At 42.0% G+C, this 19,581-nt stretch carries 18 protein-coding genes and 1 pseudogene; all 19 read left to right on the forward strand.

Going from position 1 to position 19,581, the window contains the following annotated elements:
* The first annotated feature begins 105 nt into the window (after nt 1-105).
* The 19 genes and pseudogenes from fliD to fliN all read left to right on the forward strand — a co-directional run bounded on the left by fliD (nt 106) and on the right by fliN (nt 19,574).
* The gene (fliD, locus tag ACYQ05_RS02385; protein WP_459817982.1) at nt 106-2,133 is read left to right on the forward strand and encodes a flagellar filament capping protein FliD; all 2,028 of its coding nucleotides are present in this window, start codon (nt 106-108) and stop codon (nt 2,131-2,133) included.
* A 24-nt stretch (nt 2,134-2,157) separates the two neighbouring features.
* Nucleotides 2,158-2,610, forward strand: coding sequence for a flagellar export chaperone FliS (fliS, locus tag ACYQ05_RS02390; protein ID WP_459817983.1), 453 nt, complete (start codon nt 2,158-2,160; stop codon nt 2,608-2,610).
* Nucleotides 2,607-2,909, forward strand: a complete 303-nt coding sequence (gene fliT / locus ACYQ05_RS02395; protein ID WP_459817985.1) for a flagellar protein FliT — start codon at nt 2,607-2,609, stop codon at nt 2,907-2,909. Before fliS ends, fliT begins: the two co-directional genes overlap by 4 nt.
* Before the next feature lie 147 nt (nt 2,910-3,056).
* A complete protein-coding gene (locus ACYQ05_RS02400; RefSeq protein ID WP_459817987.1) occupies nt 3,057-4,166 on the forward strand; it encodes a sigma-54 interaction domain-containing protein in 1,110 nt (369 codons plus the stop codon).
* Between the two features lie 30 nt (nt 4,167-4,196).
* Nucleotides 4,197-5,492 (forward strand): sensor histidine kinase, encoded by a 1,296-nt coding sequence (locus ACYQ05_RS02405; protein WP_459817989.1) that lies wholly within the window; start codon nt 4,197-4,199, stop codon nt 5,490-5,492.
* Nucleotides 5,493-5,499: 7 nt separating this feature from the next.
* A complete protein-coding gene (locus ACYQ05_RS02410) occupies nt 5,500-6,873 on the forward strand; it encodes a sigma-54-dependent transcriptional regulator (protein WP_459817991.1) in 1,374 nt (457 codons plus the stop codon).
* Nucleotides 6,874-7,037: 164 nt separating this feature from the next.
* The gene (fliE, locus tag ACYQ05_RS02415) at nt 7,038-7,370 is read left to right on the forward strand and encodes a flagellar hook-basal body complex protein FliE (protein ID WP_459819028.1); all 333 of its coding nucleotides are present in this window, start codon (nt 7,038-7,040) and stop codon (nt 7,368-7,370) included.
* A 123-nt stretch (nt 7,371-7,493) separates the two neighbouring features.
* Nucleotides 7,494-9,173, forward strand: a complete 1,680-nt coding sequence (gene fliF, locus ACYQ05_RS02420; RefSeq protein WP_459817993.1) for a flagellar basal-body MS-ring/collar protein FliF — start codon at nt 7,494-7,496, stop codon at nt 9,171-9,173.
* Nucleotides 9,174-10,190, forward strand: coding sequence for a flagellar motor switch protein FliG (fliG, locus tag ACYQ05_RS02425; RefSeq protein WP_459817995.1), 1,017 nt, complete (start codon nt 9,174-9,176; stop codon nt 10,188-10,190).
* A gap of 2 nt (nt 10,191-10,192) precedes the next feature.
* Complete coding sequence (locus ACYQ05_RS02430; protein WP_459817997.1) at nt 10,193-10,936, forward strand: FliH/SctL family protein; 744 nt, start codon at nt 10,193-10,195, stop codon at nt 10,934-10,936.
* Nucleotides 10,936-12,273, forward strand: a complete 1,338-nt coding sequence (gene fliI, locus ACYQ05_RS02435; protein WP_459819030.1) for a flagellar protein export ATPase FliI — start codon at nt 10,936-10,938, stop codon at nt 12,271-12,273. The genes ACYQ05_RS02430 and fliI overlap by 1 nt, the downstream gene beginning before the upstream one ends.
* 10 nt (nt 12,274-12,283) lie before the next feature.
* Nucleotides 12,284-12,727, forward strand: coding sequence for a flagellar export protein FliJ (gene fliJ, locus ACYQ05_RS02440; RefSeq protein ID WP_459817999.1), 444 nt, complete (start codon nt 12,284-12,286; stop codon nt 12,725-12,727).
* A 145-nt stretch (nt 12,728-12,872) separates the two neighbouring features.
* Entirely contained in the window at nt 12,873-14,609 is a 1,737-nt protein-coding gene (locus ACYQ05_RS02445; RefSeq protein ID WP_459818001.1) for a flagellar hook-length control protein FliK, read from the forward strand.
* Nucleotides 14,610-15,270: 661 nt separating this feature from the next.
* Nucleotides 15,271-15,624, forward strand: a pseudogene (locus ACYQ05_RS02450) (methyl-accepting chemotaxis protein); the annotation flags it as partial.
* A 52-nt stretch (nt 15,625-15,676) separates the two neighbouring features.
* Complete coding sequence (gene motA, locus ACYQ05_RS02455; protein ID WP_459818003.1) at nt 15,677-16,528, forward strand: flagellar motor stator protein MotA; 852 nt, start codon at nt 15,677-15,679, stop codon at nt 16,526-16,528.
* A gap of 12 nt (nt 16,529-16,540) precedes the next feature.
* Nucleotides 16,541-17,437: a flagellar motor protein MotB gene (gene motB / locus ACYQ05_RS02460; RefSeq protein ID WP_459818005.1), complete on the forward strand. Its 897-nt coding sequence runs from the start codon at nt 16,541-16,543 to the stop codon at nt 17,435-17,437.
* Between the two features lie 55 nt (nt 17,438-17,492).
* Entirely contained in the window at nt 17,493-18,074 is a 582-nt protein-coding gene (locus ACYQ05_RS02465; protein ID WP_459818007.1) for a flagellar basal body-associated FliL family protein, read from the forward strand.
* 23 nt (nt 18,075-18,097) lie between these two features.
* Nucleotides 18,098-19,117, forward strand: a complete 1,020-nt coding sequence (fliM, locus tag ACYQ05_RS02470) for a flagellar motor switch protein FliM (protein WP_459818009.1) — start codon at nt 18,098-18,100, stop codon at nt 19,115-19,117.
* On the forward strand, nt 19,110-19,574 hold the full coding sequence (fliN, locus tag ACYQ05_RS02475; protein WP_459818011.1) for a flagellar motor switch protein FliN: 465 nt from the start codon (nt 19,110-19,112) through the stop codon (nt 19,572-19,574). Before fliM ends, fliN begins: the two co-directional genes overlap by 8 nt.
* Nucleotides 19,575-19,581: the final 7 nt, after the last annotated feature.

The following is a 19,581-nucleotide window of genomic DNA, read 5'->3' on the forward strand; positions in this document are numbered from 1 at the left end:
TGAAAACTTGGCGGCTTTTTTGCTTTCTAAAGATTTTAGATGACAGTCGTTAACATAATTAGACTTATAATAAAATGATAAAAGACCAGAAGAGAGGGATTAAAGATGGCTGACAATACAATTGGATTGGACATTCTCAATAGCATGGGGGCAACGACCTTTGATGTGAAAAGTATGGCAAAGGTGTTAGCAAATGCTGATGTTGCAGCCTTACAGTCAAATTTGGAGACTAAGCAAAAACGTCATGATACTTTATTGAGTGGCTTTGATTTGCTTAAGAAAGCGTTTGAGGGCTTTAAGTCCCAAATTCAGGATTTGACTACCCAAGAAACCTTTAAAAAAATGAGTATCACCTCATCTGATCCTTCGGTTATTGATGCACAAATCACCGGAGATGCGCTGTCAGGTACCTATAATGTGGAAGTACAAAGTATTGCGACCGCTCAAACCTTGGCAACGAATAACAGTTTCAATAGCTTAACTGATACCGTTGGGACTGGAGATTTAACGATTAATGTCGGTGGCGTTGTACATACGATTACTATTGACAGTACCAATAATACCCTTGCAGGTATTCAACAAGCGATTCAATCAGCTGATATCGGCGTAATTGCAACCACTGTAAATACAGGCAGTGGCTATAAGTTGATGTTAACATCAAATGAAACTGGCGCGAACAATCAGATCCAGGTTTCGGTTGCTAATGATGGAGATGGTAATGATACCGATAATGCTGGGTTATCACAGCTTGTAACCGCTAATATGACTGAAACGGTTGCGGCCCAAGATGCTACGGTTGTCGTCAATGGTTTAACAATTAATAGTTCGCAAAATTCATTGGATGAAGTTATTCCAGGAGTTGAGCTGACCTTAAACAGTGCAGATGCGGGGACAGCTAAACGGATTGATATTCGTCGAGATACCTCTGAGATTGGACAAAAAGTACAAGATTTTGTCGATCTTTATAATTCAATGAATGACATTTTTAAGACCGTTCAGTCTTATGAAAAAGATGATCCTAATAGTGATGATTATGATCCTACGAAAGGGGCGCTTTCTGGAAATTCCAATGTCCGTTTAATGAAGGATCAGATGAAAGCCGTTTTACAAGAACAAATTGCAGGCTTAACAGGTACGGTTCAATCCTTAGCAGATGTCGGCATTAAAACAAAATTGGATGGTAGCCTAGAGTTGGATACAACGGCTTTAAATAATGCCATTGCTGCGGATCCAGATGCAGTGGGCCGTCTCTTTGCAGCCAGTGGCATAACAACAGATCCTTTGGTTAAATTTACAGGCTCTAATTCTAATACAGTTGAGGGAACTTATCAGATAGATGTGACGACAGCAGCGGAGCAAGCCACTTTAACAGGCAGTGTGACGGGAAATGCTGACAGCTTTACCATTACCAGTGGCAGTAATGATACTTTGACTTTAAAGTTAGATGGTGAGGCCTCTGGCACCCTTACGCTTGCTGCCGGAACCTATACTGGGGCAGATTTAGCTAAAGAGCTACAAACAAAAATTAATAATGATCCAACATTTAAAGCAAAAAACTCTAGTATTGTCGTAAGTTATGACTCAGCTAATGATCAATTTACGTTTACTTCCAGTAAGTTTGGCTCCGCTTCCAGTGTTGAATTTACCGGTGGAACGGTTTTAGGTGATTTGGGCTTAAACTCTGGTGACAGTGATACGGGTGTAGATGTCGGTGGAACACTCACCAATTCGGAGACAGGGACACAGTATTTCTTTACCGGCCAAGGGCAGCATGTCACGGTGAGTAATTATGCCGCAGATGATATGCCCAAAGGATTAGAGTTTGATATTGGTAGCAGTGCTATTGGATCGCGTGGCACGATTACTTTTACACGAGGCTATGCGGATAAATTAACCCAACTTTTTGATCAATTTAATTCTGATGATGGGTTGGTGGGCTCACAAATCGACAAATTAAATAAAGAAACATCAGAATTGGCCGATGAAAAGGCTGCGATTGAAGAGCGCTATAATCAATTGGAGTTGAAATATAGAATTCAATTTGGGGCCTTGCAATCGGTTTTAAAATCAATGAGAAGTACCCAGGAATATTTAGCCGCAAGCTTAAACCAATCGACATCTACAGATAACTAAAAGTCAAATCATGAGGGAATCACAATGAATGCACAGCTTAAGCAGAAGTTTTTACAGCAGTATCAGAACACAGGGTTGGAAACCTCTGCGAGTGAAGCGACGCCTCACAAGTTGGTTTCTATGCTCTATGAGGGAGCTTTAACGAAGATAGCACGTGCAAAAGGGTTTATGCAACGTAAGCAGTTTAAGGATAAAGCGGCGGAAATTGCCAAAATCAATGCCATTTTAATGAATTTACGCTCTAATTTAGATTTTGAAACGGGTGCAGAGGTGGCTTTAAATTTGGATGCGCTTTATGAATATATGAATCGTCGCATTTTAGAGGCAGGGCGTGAGAATAGTATTGAAAAGTTGGATGAAGTGGCTGATTTGATTCGCACCATTAAAGAGGGATGGGATCAAATGCCAGAAGAGTTTAAAAATGCCCCTCGGGAAAAAATAGAGAAAGTGAGACAACTTAAGGCGCTGAACAAGTGACCATTTCCACTGAACTGCTTAATTTACTCAATGAAATGGCCAGAATGCAGCAACTGGCAAAGCAGGGTGATTGGACACAGTTCCAATCCCTAGAAGCCGGCTGGTTAAAACGTTTCCAACAGCAGCTAAAAGAAGCGTCTCAATTAGATGAGCAGGAGAAGGAGGCAATTCTAAGCACCTTGCTGCAACAAGTCGAAGAGATTCAGCAATTGACAGAACAAGCCATGCTTGAACTAAAACAAACGCATCAAAAAGAGCAGCACCAGCATAAAGCCATTACTCAATATCTTAACTTATAACGCATTTAAACAAATAAGCACTTTAATACGCGAAGTCATCGTTTTACCTCCAAGCTTTCATCTTTTTAATCTGCATCACTTTTTAAATTTGCCAAAATTTTGACATTTTCTGTCAAACCCGATATAAACATGTTTATTGTGTTGAAAATGGCAAAAAAGATGTCTCAATCTACAGAGCATGTATTAAATTCTATTGTTGGCTCGAGTTCAGCAATGCAAAAAGTCAAACAATTGATTCAGCAGGTGGCGTCAACTGAGGCTTCGGTATTGATTCTAGGAGAATCGGGGACCGGGAAAGAAGTGGTGGCGCAGGCGCTTCATTCCCTATCTAACCGATCCGATAAACCTTTTGTGCCGATTAATTGTGGTGCCATTCCTTCTGAATTATTGGAAAGCGAACTTTTTGGCCATGAGAAAGGCGCTTTTACCGGTGCGATCACTGCGCGAAAAGGGCGTTTTGAGTTGGCAGAAAAAGGCAGTATCTTTTTAGATGAAATTGGGGATATGCCGCTGCCAATGCAGGTTAAGCTTTTACGCGTGTTGCAAGAACGGACTTTTGAACGGGTGGGCGGTAATAAAAGCTTTCAGTGTGATGTTCGCGTCATCGCCGCGACGCATCGTAATTTAGAGGATCAGATTGAGGAAGGCCATTTTCGAGAAGATCTATTCTACCGTTTGAATGTTTTCCCCATTGAAATACCTGCCTTGAGAGAAAGGGTGGAAGACATTCCAGATCTATTGGATTTTATGTTTCAAAAAATTGAGCAAAGCGGTCGTGCTATTCCCAAATTAACGGAAGAAGCGATGATCGTATTGCAACATTATCCATGGCCAGGCAATGTGCGCGAATTAGGTAATTTAGCGGAGCGTCTCTCTATTCTTTATCCTGGAAATGAAGTGGGGGTAGAGCAACTCCCTGAAAAATATCAAGTGGAAGTTGCAGAAGATGCTCAGTTAGTGCGACCATCTGCTCATACAGAGATCAAAACGGAGACTTTACCGCAGAATGAAGAAAAAGAGAAAAAAGATCAGCAGGGACTAGAATCAGAGCCCCCTTCGGCTTTACAAGGGTTTAATGTCGGTATGCCGGATCTTAATCAAGGTGTAGATTTAAAGTCCTACTTAGTGGAGATGGAAATTCAACTGATTCAGCAGGCATTGAATCAAACTAAAGGAAATGTCTCTCAGGCGGCCAAGCTTTTGAAAACCAATCGCACTACTCTGGTCGAGAAAATTCGTAAATATCAATTGACTTAAAAAAGAATAGAGTCGGGTGTAGAAGAGCAAATGGATGAGCAGGGCGAAACACAAAAGCTAAATACATTAGAGCAACAAAGGCTGCAAGAGTTGGAGCAAGCTTTTGCCCTATTTAATCAAACCTCTTTACAACTCACCCAAGCCTATGAGTCTCTGCAAGAGCAAGTGGCCGAGTTGCAAAAGCAGTTAGAGGAGAGTGACCGAGCGCGACTTCGAGTCGCAGAGCGCTTAGAGCGATTACTGACTCTGTTGCCAGCAGGCGTCGTGGTGCTGGATGCGGATAATCGCATCATTGAAATGAATCAGAGTGCGCAGCAAATTTTAGGGCATGATGCGCTTGAGCGCTATTGGTCAGTAGTGGTGCGAAATGTCTTTTTATATGTGACGGATGCGCAAGAGTTGATTAAGCACGATAAAACGGTTTATCAACTCTCTGAAAAAGCATTAGATGAAGATCAAGGCAAAATTATATTATTGCAAGATGTGACGGCCGCTAGAGAGTTACAAAACCATATGAGTCGTCATCAGCGTTTAGAGTCCTTAGGGGAGATGGCTGCGTCACTGGCTCACCAAATCCGCACGCCTTTGTCTTCGGCATTGCTTTATCTGTCTCAAATGAATAGTCAGCAACTTGAAGAAACGCAGCGACAAAAGTTCGTGGCAAAATCTTTGACCAGCTTACGACATCTAGAGTCTTTGGTGAATGATATGTTGCAATATGCCAAAGGTGGTCGGACACAAAATAAGGTGATAGAGGTGAATCATCTTATCCAATCTCTGGCGCACAGTTTAGAACACCAAGAAGTCAAGGAAGGGGTGACAATGGTGTTTCAGCCCATAGTGACTGGAGAGAATGAGTTACCTGTTAAAGTTTTAGGGGATTTTGATGCGCTGATTACCGCCCTACAAAATTTAGTCTTAAATGCGGTATCTATTGCGCAAGAGGGCATTCATATAGAGGTGAGTGTCGCGCAAAATAAAACGGGTTTTATCGATTTGATTGTCAATGACAATGGCCCTGGGATTGAAGAAGCGTTACATGAGAAAATTTTTGAGCCTTTTTATACCAATCGGGCAAAAGGTACCGGTTTAGGATTGGCTGTGGTTCGTGCGGTAGCTGAAGCCCATGGTGGAGAGGCTTGGGTCTATTCTGTACCACCCAATGGTGCTAGATTTGTTATTCGCTTGCCACGCTATGATGAGCGTCAAGCTCATGATAAAAATGGGTTACCTTTTTTGGTTTCTCGTTCAGGTATGGAAAACGTCATGGGAACAAGTGAAAACAGTTTAAATTATGAAGTTGATTTAGAATCCCCTTTAAAATAGGTCGATTATGTCCATAGCAAAGATTTTAGTGGTTGAAGATGATGAAGAGCTTAGAGAAGCTTTGACGGATACATTGGCTTTAAACGCTTTTGAGGTGGTTGCCGTTTCCAATGCGGAAGATGCTTTAGTCGCACTGGATGATGAAATTGGGATGGTTTTTACCGATATTCGCATGGACGGGATGGATGGCTATCAATTGATGAAGCGTATCCGAGCGATTAAACCCTATCTACCAGTTGTGTTGATGACGGCCTATGGCACCATTGAGCAAGCGGTTGAATCGATGAAGGCGGGGGCAGTGGATTATATTGTTAAGCCATTTGAAGCAAGCGTATTGGTAGAAAAAGCCCAAGCCTATTTTAATCGGGATGCTTCTTCTGATGAAGATTTTGTGGTCGCTGAACCACAGATGCACCAGTTGAAAGCGATGGCGCTCAAGGTGGCACAAAGTGATGCGTCTGTCATGATTTTGGGAGAAAGTGGTACAGGGAAAGAGGTGTTAGCCCGTTATATTCATGCACATTCTCAACGTTCTAAACAGCCTTTTGTCGCTATTAACTGTGCGGCCATTCCCGAGTCTATGTTAGAAGCGGTTTTATTTGGTTATGAAAAAGGGGCTTTTACGGGAGCAATGAAATCCATGCCTGGTAAATTTGAACAGGCACAAAATGGCACCCTATTTTTAGATGAAATCGGAGAAATGAACCCCGATTTACAAGCTAAATTATTGCGTGTTTTGCAGGAAAAAGAAGTTGAACGGCTAGGGAGTACGAAAAGCATTGAATTAAATGTTCGGATTTTAAGTGCTTCGAATATTGATATGAAAAAGGCAATAGAGGAGGGAAAATTCCGGGAGGATCTCTACTATCGTTTAAATGTATTCCCAATGCAGCTGCCGCCGTTACGAGAACGTAAAAAGGATATTGCGGCTATTGCTGAGAAATTACTGAACCGTCATTGTGATCACAGTCGAGTTGAGCCCATGATCAGCGCACCGGCAATGCGCAAGTTGTTGCAATACGATTGGCCTGGAAATATTCGAGAGTTGGATAATGTGATTCAGCGCGCTTTGGTGATGATGTCAGGAACCACCATTAATGAACAAGATATTCTTTTAGAAAATGATTTTACCTTTAAGCAAGCCGAGACTACCAAAGAAAAGCAAGAGGATTTGACCACAGAGAGTGTGGCTGATGCAAAGAGTCCCGAGGAAACGTTTGAAGTGATGGATTTGAAAACTCAGGAAGCTGAGCTTATCCTAGCAACCTTAAAACGATTTAAGGGCCAGAGACAAAAAACAGCTGAGGCGCTTAAATTAAGTCCACGCACTTTGCGTTATAAGCTCTCTAAATTGAAGGAGCAGGGGTATGAAATCCCTTAAAATATCTTAGATAAAAGGGCAGGACTGGGAAAATTGGAATTTATTAAAGCTTTTGGCATATGGTTTGCTATCTTTTTTACAAATAGACTAAAATATCCTAAAGAATGATAGGATTTTGACGATAACTTTCCCTTAAATGTTTTAGAAGAGTAAATGCTGTGACGATGAAACCGATTGATACTCAAAGTTTGATGCTACAAATGCGTTCGCTTTCTGCGCAAGCAGCTTCCAAGCCTGCTGAACCACAAACCATTAAAACTGGCGTGGAGAGTGCAGAAAGTTTTGCGGATTTACTTTCTGAATCTGTCGAAGCGGTCAATCATGAACAGCATCAAGCTGGGGCGTTAAAAGAAGCCTTCGAAAGAGGAGAGGATGGGGTGGAACTTTCAGAAGTGATGCTTCAAGTGCAAAAAGCCAGCCTCTCTTTTCAAGCCATGACTCAAGTTCGTAATAAATTGGTTGAAGCCTATAAAGATGTGATGAATATGCCAATTTAATACTTATTTACTAGAGAGCGCTTGGCGTAGATAATGTTTCAGCTAAAAATAGAATTTAAGTTTAGCGAAGTTTTTTCTTGCGCCAAGATCTTAAAATAATTAACACTCTAAAAAGAACCCCTTATGCCAGATTCTTCAGCGACAACGACTTCAACCCCCGACTCGGTAAACAGTCTGCAAAATTTTATTAATAAAGTCGCTTCTCTTTCTGTGGCCAAGCAGGTGAGTTTGGTTATCGCACTTGCTGCTACGATCGCTTTAACCATTAGTGTGATTCTTTGGTCTCAATCAGAAGATTATGCACTGCTTTTTGGCGAATTAAAGCCAAAAGATGTGAATGAAGTCATACAGGTTTTAGATAAAGAGAAAGTCCCTTATAAGTTGGATGAAAAAACAGGTGCGATTCTGGTGCCCGCCGATCAGGTTTATCCTTTACGCATTAAATTGGCGGCTGCTGGATTCCCTAAAGAGACACCCACTGGCTATCAACTCCTAGATAAAGACCAAGGATTTGGGATTTCTCAATTTAAGGAGACGACACAGTACCATCGAGCATTAGAAGGTGAGTTGGCAAAATCTGTAGCATCAATTAATGCGGTTAAGTCTGCACGCGTGATGTTGGGTTTGCCAAAGCGAAGTGTTTTTGTACGCAAGCAAAAACCTGCGACCGCTTCAGTGGTCGTTCAACTTTATCCTGGTCGTTCTTTGAGTGAAGAACAGGTCAGTGCCATTGTGCACTTGGTTTCTTCGAGTGTGCCCAATCTTGATCCCAAAAATGTCACCGTTGTGGATCAAAACGGAAATTTACTCACAGACAATAGTCAAACTGGCAGCATGCGCATGAGCATGAAGCAACTGGAATATACACGTGATATTGAGTCTACCCTTTCGCGTCGGATTATCCAATTACTTTCTCCCATCGTTGGGGGTGAGGATAAAGTTCGAGCCCAGGTAACCGCTGAGTTGGATTTTACTCAGCAAGAGCAGACAAGAGAAAATTATGAGCCGGATCCAGAGGCTGTTCGTTCTGAACAGACTGTCAAAGAGATTAATCGCGAACAAGGACCGACAGGCATTCCAGGCGCCTTAACCAATCAGCCGCCTAGAGCTGGGATTGCGCCGGAAGAAGGGTATTCACCCGAAAAAGATCCTAACTTAAAAAGTTCAAAGGAAAAGACGACCAAAAACTTTGAACTCAATCGAATGGTCAGCCATGTTAAAAACTCTGTAGGCAATATTAAACGACTCTCTGTGGCTGTTGTGGTTGATAATAAAACGACCCTTGATAAAGATGGAAATGTGGTGAGTCAACCACGTAGTGATGGAGAGTTGCAAAGTTATCGTCGTCTGGTAAGTGATGCGGTGGGATTAGATGAAACCCGTGGAGATACTTTAAGTGTTGTGAATGCGCCTTTTGCTCAGCCTATGACAGAGGAAGACGTCACCCCAATTTGGCAGCAAGGGTGGTTTATTAACCTCATCAAACAAGTGTTAGCAGGTCTTGCGATCTTCTTGATTATTTTTGGTGTCATTCGACCGATGTTGAAGGATCTTTCTAAACCAGATGAGTTTGAATTGGAGTATCAAGAGGGTATACCTGAAGAAGATGAAGAAGATCTGGAAAATGCAGAAGAAATTTCTCAAGCGCTAGAGCAGATGAATCAAGAGATTGATAATGCAGAAGGGCAAGTTGAAGAAGAGATGAAAGAAGAAGAAGATCTGGTGAATAAAGTAAAAGAAATTGTTGAATCAGATCCTAAGGCCGCGGCTTATATTATTCGTGAATGGTTGAAGGAATCCTAAATGGCAGAGGAAATAGAAGAAGTTGAGGAGCGGGGATCCAGAAATGGGGTTGAGCGTTCAGCCTTGTTATTATTATCTTTAGGGAAAGAGTTATCTGCAAAGGTGCTCGCTCATTTGAATCCCCGAGAGGTGCAGCAAATTGCCAATGCCATGGCTCAATTAGAAAATGTGCGTCATCAAGATATCAAAGAAGCTTTACAAGCCTTTATGGATGAACAGGGTGAGGAAGCTTTAGGCGTTGACCCAAGTGAGTTTGCACAAAGTTTGATTAGTGAAGCTTTGGGCGAAAGCGCTGGACAAAGCATGGATGTTTCCATGCTAGCCGATCAAATTAAAGGTCTAGAAGCTTTGAAATGGATGCACCCTTCGTCGATTGCGAATATGTTGAAAAATGAACACCCTCAGGTGATTGCAGTGATATTGTCCTACTTTGAACCTGATATTGCTGCGCAAGTGCTCGAAGGGATTCCTGAAAGATTTCAGGCAGAAGTTATCTATCGTATTGCAACATTAACAACGGTCCAACCAAGAGCGCTGTTTGATTTGAATGATGTGATTCAAAATCAAGCCAGTGGAGATGGCGGTAAATTGGTCGTGGTTGGCGGTGAGAAAAAAGCCGCAGAAATTCTCAATTTGATTGGGGGCGGTAAAGATACCAAAATTCTGGATGAGATTGCGACAGAACATGAAGATATAAGTAAAGCGATTCAAGATAAGATGTTTGTCTTTGAAGATCTTATTGAACTGGATGATCGTGCTATGCAAACCGTTGCTAGTGAGGTGCCAATGGACGTTTTGAAAGTGGCTCTGAAAGGTGCCGATCAGAAACTCATCGACAAGTTCTTGAACAATATGTCCAAGCGTCAAGCCGAGATGCTGCGTGAAGAGATTGAGATGATGGGGCCAGTCAAGCTTTCAGATGTAGAAGATGCGCAACGTCAAGTAATTCAAACGGTCCGTCGTCTTGCCGATGAAGAGAAGATTATGATGCCAGGTGCGGGTGAAGAGTTTGTATAAAAATGCCAATGACTGAAGAGCCAAAAAAAACGCGTGTCTTGTCAGCGTCTAAAGAGAAGATTGAATCGGCGGTCTCACCATGGAATTTTGACCAATTTCAAACGTCTGAAGAAGAGGAAGCGAATCAAAAAGAGGCAGAAGCACAAGCCATTGAACAAGTTCGTCTCCAGCAAGAGGAGGAAGAGCAGCTTCGCCAACAAGCACGAGAAGAGGGATATGCTGAAGGATATCAAAAAGGTTATGAAGAAGGGTTGGCTAAAGGCCTAGAAGAGGGACAGAAAAAGCAAGCTGTCCTGTTGCAACAAACCGCCCAGCAGATGGATGAATTGATGCAATCTTTTGTGGAGCCTTATGCACAATTAGAAAATGTAGTATTTGAACAGATGGCTGCCCTGTCTCTAGCTGTGAGTGAAAAAATTGTGCAACAAACCATTGAGCAAACGCCTGAATGGACGATTTCGGTCTTTAAAAAAACGTTGGCACAACTCCCGGAGATTAAGGAGTTCATAGAGGTTTATATCCATCCAGAACTGGAAGCGACCTTGACGCCCTATTTAGAACAGGAATCTGAACATTTCCCTCAAGGTTGGCGGCTTATCGCAGAAAAAACGTTGCCTAAAGGGTCAGTTAAAATTAAACATCAAAACTCAACACTGATATCAGATTGGCCGCAACAACTTAAAACGGTCATAGACCAAGTGTGGCAAAATGCAATCACCTCTTCTCAAGCCGATTCGGAGTCATGATGAATCGTCTTTCACAATTTGTGAGTCAACAATTAGAACAACTCCGGCAGACACTGCCACCTGATCCTCAACCTATTATTGCTGGTCGCTTAGTGCGCATGGTGGGGATGGCCATTGAAGCCGTGGGTACCTATGCGGCCATTGGCGCTCGCTGTGAAATTAGGCAGCCCAATCAACCGCCTATCGTGGCTGAAGTGGTCGGTTTTAATCAGGATACGCTCTATTTAATGCCCATTGGTCGGGTCCAAGGGTTGGCCCCCAATGCGCAAGTTGTCCCCTTAAATGGTGGGATAGAAGTGCCAGTTGGTAAAGAGATGTTGGGGCGTGTTATAGACGGAACCGGTCATCCATTAGATGGCAAGGGCACCATTCCGACTGACTCCCATTGGCCTTTAGAGGGTGTACCTCTCAACCCTTTACAACGTAACCCTATTATGGCGCCCTTAGATGTGGGTATTAAAGCGATAAATGGTCTGCTCACCTTAGGCAAGGGACAAAGGGTTGGGCTTATGGCTGGAACAGGGGTCGGAAAAAGTGTCCTTTTGGGGATGATGACTCGTTATACAGATGCAGATGTCGTTGTCGTTGGGCTCATTGGCGAGCGCGGTCGAGAAGTGAATGACTTTGTGCGCAATAATTTAGGGGAAGAGGGGTTAAAACGTTCAGTGGTGGTGGCGACACCGGCAGATGATCCGCCTTTAATGCGTCTGCATGGCGCGATGATGGCAACGTCTATTGCTGAATATTTCCGTTCTTTAGGATTGAATGTTTTATTGTTAATGGATTCTTTAACCCGATTTGCACAAGCTCAGCGGGAAATTGCGCTCGCAGTAGGTGAACCGCCCGCAACCAAAGGTTATCCACCTTCGGTTTTTGCAACATTACCCCGGTTGGTTGAAAGAGCAGGAAATAGCGATCAAGGAGAAGGCTCTATTACTGCCATTTATACTGTTTTGGCGGAAGGAGATGATCAATCGGATCCTGTCGTAGATTCCGCACGAGGCGTTTTGGATGGCCATATTGTCTTATCACGGCACATTGCCGAATCGGGTCGTTATCCTGCTATAGATATCGAAGCTTCTGTAAGTCGAGTGATGGTGGATATTGCTTCAGAACGTCACTTGCAGTTAGCCAATCGTTTTAAAAGACTCTATTCGCTCTATGAACAAAATAAAGACCTGATTACGGTTGGTGCTTATAAAAAAGGGACCGATCCACAAATTGATTTAGCGATTGAGAAACACCCAGCATTAGAATCTTACTTAATGCAAGGGATTAAAGAAGCTTTTACGTTAGCGCAGAGCGTGAAAGCATTGGAAAAGTGTCTGTTGTCATAGCCATTAAGAAATGAAACAAAATATTAAGCAGTTGCAAACCGTTGTTGGGCTAGCAGAACGTGAGTTAGAGGAGGCGGGACAAGTGCTGTCCGCCATTCAGTCACAGATAGAGCAGAACGAGTTTCAGATCAACTCTTTACAACAGTATTTGCAAGAAATTTCTAACTCACCGACAACGATAGACAACGCAGTAACTTTTCAAGCCTTCCATTTTAAAAATACACAAGCCTTTATTAATAAAATTCAAGAAGCCCTTCTGCAAGAAAAAAACAAAGCAGGGCAGCTTTCTGCATCCTTGGAGCAGGCTCAAAAAATCTGGTTGGAGAAGCGTGCTCGTTTGAAAGGGTTAAAAAAAGTTTTGCAAACTCGACGCCAGGAACAAGAAAAACAGCATCAACGTCAGGAACAAAGGATGCTAGATGATTTAACCCACCGAAGAAACCCCATCAATTGAATGGACGTATTTTTTTCACTATTTCTGATTTTTCATTTTCCTAATTTAAAAACAGGCATGGAATTTGCTTATTTCTTTGCGAGACGATTTTGACAGTGTTTAGATTTAAATCTGAATAGTAAAGAAAATAATAAGAGATAAAAAAATGTTACAGCACACAAGTGAACTCTCAGAAACCCATGTTATGGCTAAGGTCTCTACAACTCAGCTTTCTAAGAATGAAGTGGTTACGTTACCGATTTCTGGAGAAAGCCAACCTAATTCGCAAACTTCTGAAGCTTCAGAGGAGGCATTAGATTTTGGTGCACTGTTAAAAGCTTCTACAGAAGAGGGGGCTACACCTCAATCTATGCAAACAAAACCGTCTGCGGAAAAGGCAGTGAGTCAATCCTTGGGAGATATCTCTGAGCTTATAGCGCCTTCTAAACAGTCAAATGACAAGGAAAATATGAGTGGCCAACTGACTCAAGAGATTGAGAATGCAATATTTTCTCCAGGGGGAGAAGAGAATGGGCTTTCTGAAATAGTTACTGTCCCTTCTTCTTTGCAGAATCAGAAAGTGGCCTCAGATCAAGAGGGAGGGGCTCTCAATACACCGATTACATCGATGATGAAGGCAGAGCCTATAAAAGACACTGCTTCAAAAATTAAGAATTCTAATACTGAAGTTAATGTCTCTGATGCAAAAAATATCTCAATAAAGCCATCCCAAACGGTTGAAGAAATAATTATAGATAAGCAAACTGCTGAAACCGTTATTCCATCTGTAGAGATGGTGGCACAGACAGCAGGCCATACGACACAAAACACAACTGCGATGGCTCAGGCAGGTGAGCATGTCAAAAACACTGCTTCAAAAATAAAGGATTCTGATACTGAAGTTAATGCTTCTGATGCAAAAAATCTCTCAAAAGAGCTATCCCAAACAGTTGAAGAAATAACTTTAGATATTCAAACTGCTGAAACCTTTATTCCATCTGTTCAGATGGCAGGTCATACGCCACAAAACATAACTGCGATGACTAAAGCAGGCAAGATGTCTAATACGCAAAATAATTTAAATAGTCTTGGGTCTAATTTGAATCAAAGTGATTCTTCTCATGAGACAGTTGAAGAGGAGACTTTGCAAACCTCCCTTTTATCTAAAGATCAAAAAATCGGCTTACAAAATGCTGTTTCAGGGCAACCGGTGAATGGATTGCAGCCAGGACAGCAGCCATCTCTGTCTGCAGGTATGACAGCAGATGCACTTAAATCACAAGCCATTATGGAGCAGTTTCGTCAGCATCAAACAGTCCTTAAACAGCAGAAGGCACTGCAGATAGCGCAGGCTAAGGAAGAGGGATTAACAGATCTAGGTGTTCAGAATATTAAAACCGATTCTGCCAATAATTTGACAGGTATATCGGATAAAATGAGTCAACTTCCAATGAGTTATCAGACCATTCCTCATAGCATCCACTCTCAAAAGTGGGGAGAGGCTTTAGGGAAGCATTTGATCATGGCGGTCAGTCGTGGTCTTCAAAAAATGCAGATTACACTGAATCCTGAAAAACTTGGACCGATTCAGGTACGTTTACATATGGACAAAGATAAACAGCTGCATATCAACCTTCAGGCTCATCATGCGCTGACGCGTGAAGCAATGATGGACGCGATGCCTCGATTGAGAGAGATGTTAGAGAGTAATGGTGCTCAGTTAGCAAACTTAGATGTGGCAGAGCATGGTTTTGAGCAAGGCGCTTATGCTGAAGAAAATGGAAGGCAAACGGGTAAAAATACGCAAAATGTAGGGTTGAACGGGGAGGATGAAGAACTTCAAATTATTCCCAATACTCAATTAAGCACCTTATCGGATTCGATGGTTGATTATTATGCCTAAGAAATTAATGAGTTTTTGTTCTCATTTTTCAATTGGTTTTGGCTGGATGATTTTTCTTCAGCCCGAGCTGGCTTGGGCTGCAGGAGAGAAAGACTCATTCAGTTTTTTATGGGTAGGCATTTTATTTTTAGCTTTTATTGTATTAATTTCTATTGGCTATTTAATTTGGTTAAGACAACGCATTCAACAAGAAGAACACTATTTGACTGAACTGGTAGAGGAGCAGATTCAGCGTAATGAAACCCAATGGCGTACCAGTCTTTTGTCTTCTTTAGATCCTCGTCGTTATGCATGGCTAAAGAAGTTATTGCAATTTTTCAACCAAAAAATTCAAGATAAAGAGGGTGAGCTGAAACAAGCACAAAAGCGAATAGATGATTTGATGCGGCAATTTGACGAGGTAGAAAATAAATTGATGCTTTTACGACAAAATGATGAAAAGTTTGAACAGGCGGTGGAAGAGGTCAAACAGTGTCGTCAAGAGCTCCAAATGCGCTGTGATGAAATGTTAGACAATGTGCAAGAGATGGACAATCAGGTGTTAGAAAGTCAGGGAGCTTTAAATCAGGTGAATGAAGAAATTTATGCGCTGGCAGAAGAGGCGGCTTCAGCAACGCATATCATTAATGATTTGCACATTGAAAGTGAAAATATTGATAACATTTTGATTCTAATTCAGGATATTGCTAAACAAACTAATCTGTTGGCACTCAATGCTGCCATTGAAGCGGCAAGAGCAGGAGAGCATGGTCGAGGATTTGCGGTGGTGGCGGATGAGGTACGAAATTTAGCGTCAAGAACACAAGAGGCAACCGAAGATATTCAAGCACAAGTAGAGTCTTTACAATCGAAAACAGAAAGTGCGGTGCAAGCACTGGAGCAGAGCGATCATCGTGTAGAATCGTCTGTTTCAAAAGCCAAAGAAGTAGAAGAGATGCTGATAAAAGTGCATGATGGATTTGAGGCATTACAGCAAACGCACCAAAAAATGGAAAGAACACTTTCTCGAGTATAATAGTTTTAATTTTTTATTGAACGCTCCTTGGATGGAGGCTTAAGGATAGGATATGAAGGGTATTGTTGGAACACTGGTCGTGATTGGTTGTGTGCTCGGGGGGTATTTACCTCATGGTAGCATTGGAATTCTCATCCAACCGTTGGAAGTACTCATTATTATTGGTTCAGCGATTGGTGCCTATATTACTGCTAACCCTGGTTGGGTTGTTAAAGCAGGGTTTACCAATGCGATTGCGCTTTTTAAGCCTAATCCTTATAACAAAGAAATGTATTTAGAGCTGTTGGGTCTTATGTTCCGTATTTTTAATAAGGCGCGTCGAGAAGGACTGATGGCCATCGAGGCAGATGTAGAAGATCCACACTCAAGTGAATTATTTAATGCGTCCCCTAAGGTTGCGGCTGATCATCATGCCGTTGATTTTATTTGTGATTATTTGCGTTTAATGATCAGTGGAGCCAGTAACCCATATCAGTTAGAAGATTTGATGATTTTAGAATTAGACATTCATCACCATGAAGCTACAATGCCTTCGGAAGCAGTGGGGAAGGTAGCTGAAGCCTTGCCAGGTTTTGGTATTGTCGCAGCAGTTTTAGGGATTATTGTAACCATGAGTTATTTAGATGCAGGTCCACTTGAAATTGCACACCATATGTCTGTGGCATTGGTGGGAACATTTTTGGGGATTTTAGCCGCTTATGGTTTTGTGGCCCCTATCTCTTCTGATATGGCAAACCGTGCCAATGACAGCAGTGCATTTTTTAGTACGATCAAAACATGTTTGATGGCAAATTTAAATGGCTATGCCCCGCAAATTGCGGTAGAGTTTGGCCGTAAAGCCATTCCAGGGGCTGAACGGCCGACTTTCCAAGAGCTCGATGAATATCTACAAACACAAAAATAGAAGTTAGCCATAATGAGTGATGAACAATCCATAATCATTAAGCGTATCGCCAAATGTCCTCACTGTGCACACGGGGGGGCATGGAAGGTCGCATTTGCAGACTTTATGACCGCTGCAATGGCTTTCTTTTTAATGCTCTGGGTACTCGGCGGTGAAAATGATGAGGAAATGAAAGCCATGGCTGAATACTTCCGTAATCCGACGGTGATAGAAGGCTCTCCCCAAGTATTAATTGAGTCAAAAAGTGCCGGTCGTCCGAATGATGCAGTGATTGATATGGGCGGGTTTAAATCTTCGCCAAAAGGAAATGGAGAGAAGGTCGGTGGCACTTCAGCTCAAGATAAAGAGCAAGAAAAACAAGAGATGATAAAGCTCAAACAGCAGTTAGAAAAGCAAATTGAAAGCTCGCCTCAGTTGAACAAATTGAAGGATCAGTTAAAAATTGATGTAACGCCAAACGGGCTTCAGGTGCAAGTATTGGATGATCGTAAACGACCCATGTTTGAAGCGGGGGTTGATTTGCCAAAAGATTATGCTGCTAAGTTATTAGAAGAAGTGGGTAAAATCTTATCACAAACAAAAAATCGTATTAGCATTGCCGGTCATACAGATTCCTCCCGTTTCCGTAATAGTCCAGACTATACCAACTGGGAGCTTTCAGCAGATCGAGCCAATGCAGCGAGACGCCTCTTAATTAAAGGGGGGGTAGATCCAAAAAAAATTGCCCAGGTGGTAGGATTAGCGGATACGGTACCTTTTGATAAAAATAATCCCTATAACCCCAGAAATCGTCGAATCAGTATTATTGTCTTAAATAAAGAAGCTGAGCAGCGTTTAAAAAGTTTGAGTGAAGCGCCGACAACAGAACAACTAGAAAAGGAAATGACAAACACCTCAGGTGAGCATTAGAATATAGCAGCTCATTGAATTTTTAGTTTAATTGTATTTTAAAAGGGAGGTCAGCATGGCTGAAGAAGTGGAAGAAAAGAAAAGCAGTGGTGGAGGTAAAGGCCTGATCATTGTATTGATTGTTTTAATTGTATTGATGATGGTGGGAATGGGCGTTTTAGCTTTCTTGCTCCTCAGCCAGGGTAAACACAACGACAAAGGGGAAGAAAAAGCAGTGGCGGAAGCGAGTGCTGAAGCTGAACATGAGAATCCCCATGCGAAACATTATTCACCTAAATTTAAGCAGTATCCTGCACCACCTGAAGATGCTGAACCTTTATATTTTGAGATGAAACCTTTTGTGGTGAACTTTAAAGGAGAAGGGAAGGCTAAGTATTTGGCAGTGACATTGAAATTTATGTCTTATTACCCACAGCTTGTGGGCGAGCATGGTGATATGGAACATCTTCGTCCTATCTTGCGCGATAAAATTACTGAGATATTGCGAAAGCAGACCTATACAGAGATGAGCAAAGATAACGCTCAAGAGATCTTACGTGAGCGCATTTTAGAAGCCGCACGTGAGGTACTTAAGGAGCATGGGATTTATCCAGATTTGCTTGAAGGGGTTTATTTTGAACGCTTTGTCATGCAGTAATAATTAAATAAAGCAGATTTTTTATGGATGATATTCTAAGCCAGGATGAAGTCGATGCTTTGTTAAAAGGCATGGGCGGAGGTGATGTCGAAGTTGAAAATGACGATACCGCTGATAATGCTGGGGTTAAGGTCTATGACTTCACTAATCAGGAACGCATTGTTCGAGGACGCCTGCCTGCCTTAGATATCATTAATGAGCGATTTGCGAGGGGGTTTCAACGTCATTTTAATAAAATGTTGATGGCATCTGTTGAAGTGACCGCTAGCGAAGTCAAGATTATTAAAATGATTGACTATTTGAGAAACCTTTTTGTACCCACTAGTCTAAACATTTATCGTCTTAATCCTTTAAATGGTGTTGCACTTTTTACGTTAGATTCAAAATTGATTTTTACAGCGGTCGATATCTATTTTGGTGGAACAGGGCTATTACCTTTCAAGATAGAAGGGCGAGAGTACACACCGGTCGAAATGAGTATGATTCGTTCCATTTTGGATATTGTGAACGAAAATCTTCATAAGGCTTGGGCACCCGTTCTGGATATTGATATCGAATATATACATTCAGAAATGAATCCAAAATTTGCTGGGATTGTCGATCCAACTGATATGGTGGTCATTAGTCCTATAAATATACGTTTTGAAGGGGTTGAGGGACGGATTGATATTGTCATTCCTTATGCCACACTTGAACCCATTCGAGATAAATTGGAAGAGGGGGTACAAAATCTTCAGGGTGAAAGTGATAATCGTTGGTCTCGCACCTTTAAAGAAGAGGTTAAGAATGTTGAGATTGAACTGGTCGCAGATTTACCGGGTATTTCTTTAAGTATGGAAGATATTATGCATATGGAGGCAGGCGATATTATTCCGATAGATAAGCCTGACATAGTGCGGGTTCGTACTGGAGAAATACCCCTCTTTAATGGTAAGCTAGGAATCAGCAAGAATAAAAAAGCGGTTAAGATAGAAGAAATCATTCGCCATCCAGCTTACCCTGAAAAACCTATTGAAAATACAAAGGATTGGAGCAATGAGTGAAGAAGATGATTTAAGTGCATGGGGGGATGCTCTGAATGAGCAAGCGGCTGCAAAAGAGAATGCAGATGAACCTGAAGCTATTGAAGAGGAAGATCCTTGGGGCGCTGCTTTAAATGAACAGGCAGAAGCGACGCAAGATGAGTTAAGTCAGGAAACTTTTGATGCAATTAAAGCAGAAAGAGGAGAGGAGGGTGACAAGGTAGATTTAGATGTGGTTTTGGACATTCCGGTCACCTTACAGTTGGAAATTGGACGCACTAAGGCAACTATTCGTAATTTACTCTCTTATACGCAAGGTTCTGTCATTGAGATGGATCGATTAGCTGGAGAGCCGCTCGATCTTTTAGTGAATGGGACTTTGATAGCGCATGGTGAAGTGGTCGTGATTAATGATAAGTTTGGGGTTCGTCTAACAGATGTGGTCAGTCCTCAAGAGCGGATAAAAAATCTTAAATAATGAAACA

The sequence above is a fragment of the Galenea microaerophila genome (genome assembly GCF_054657255.1).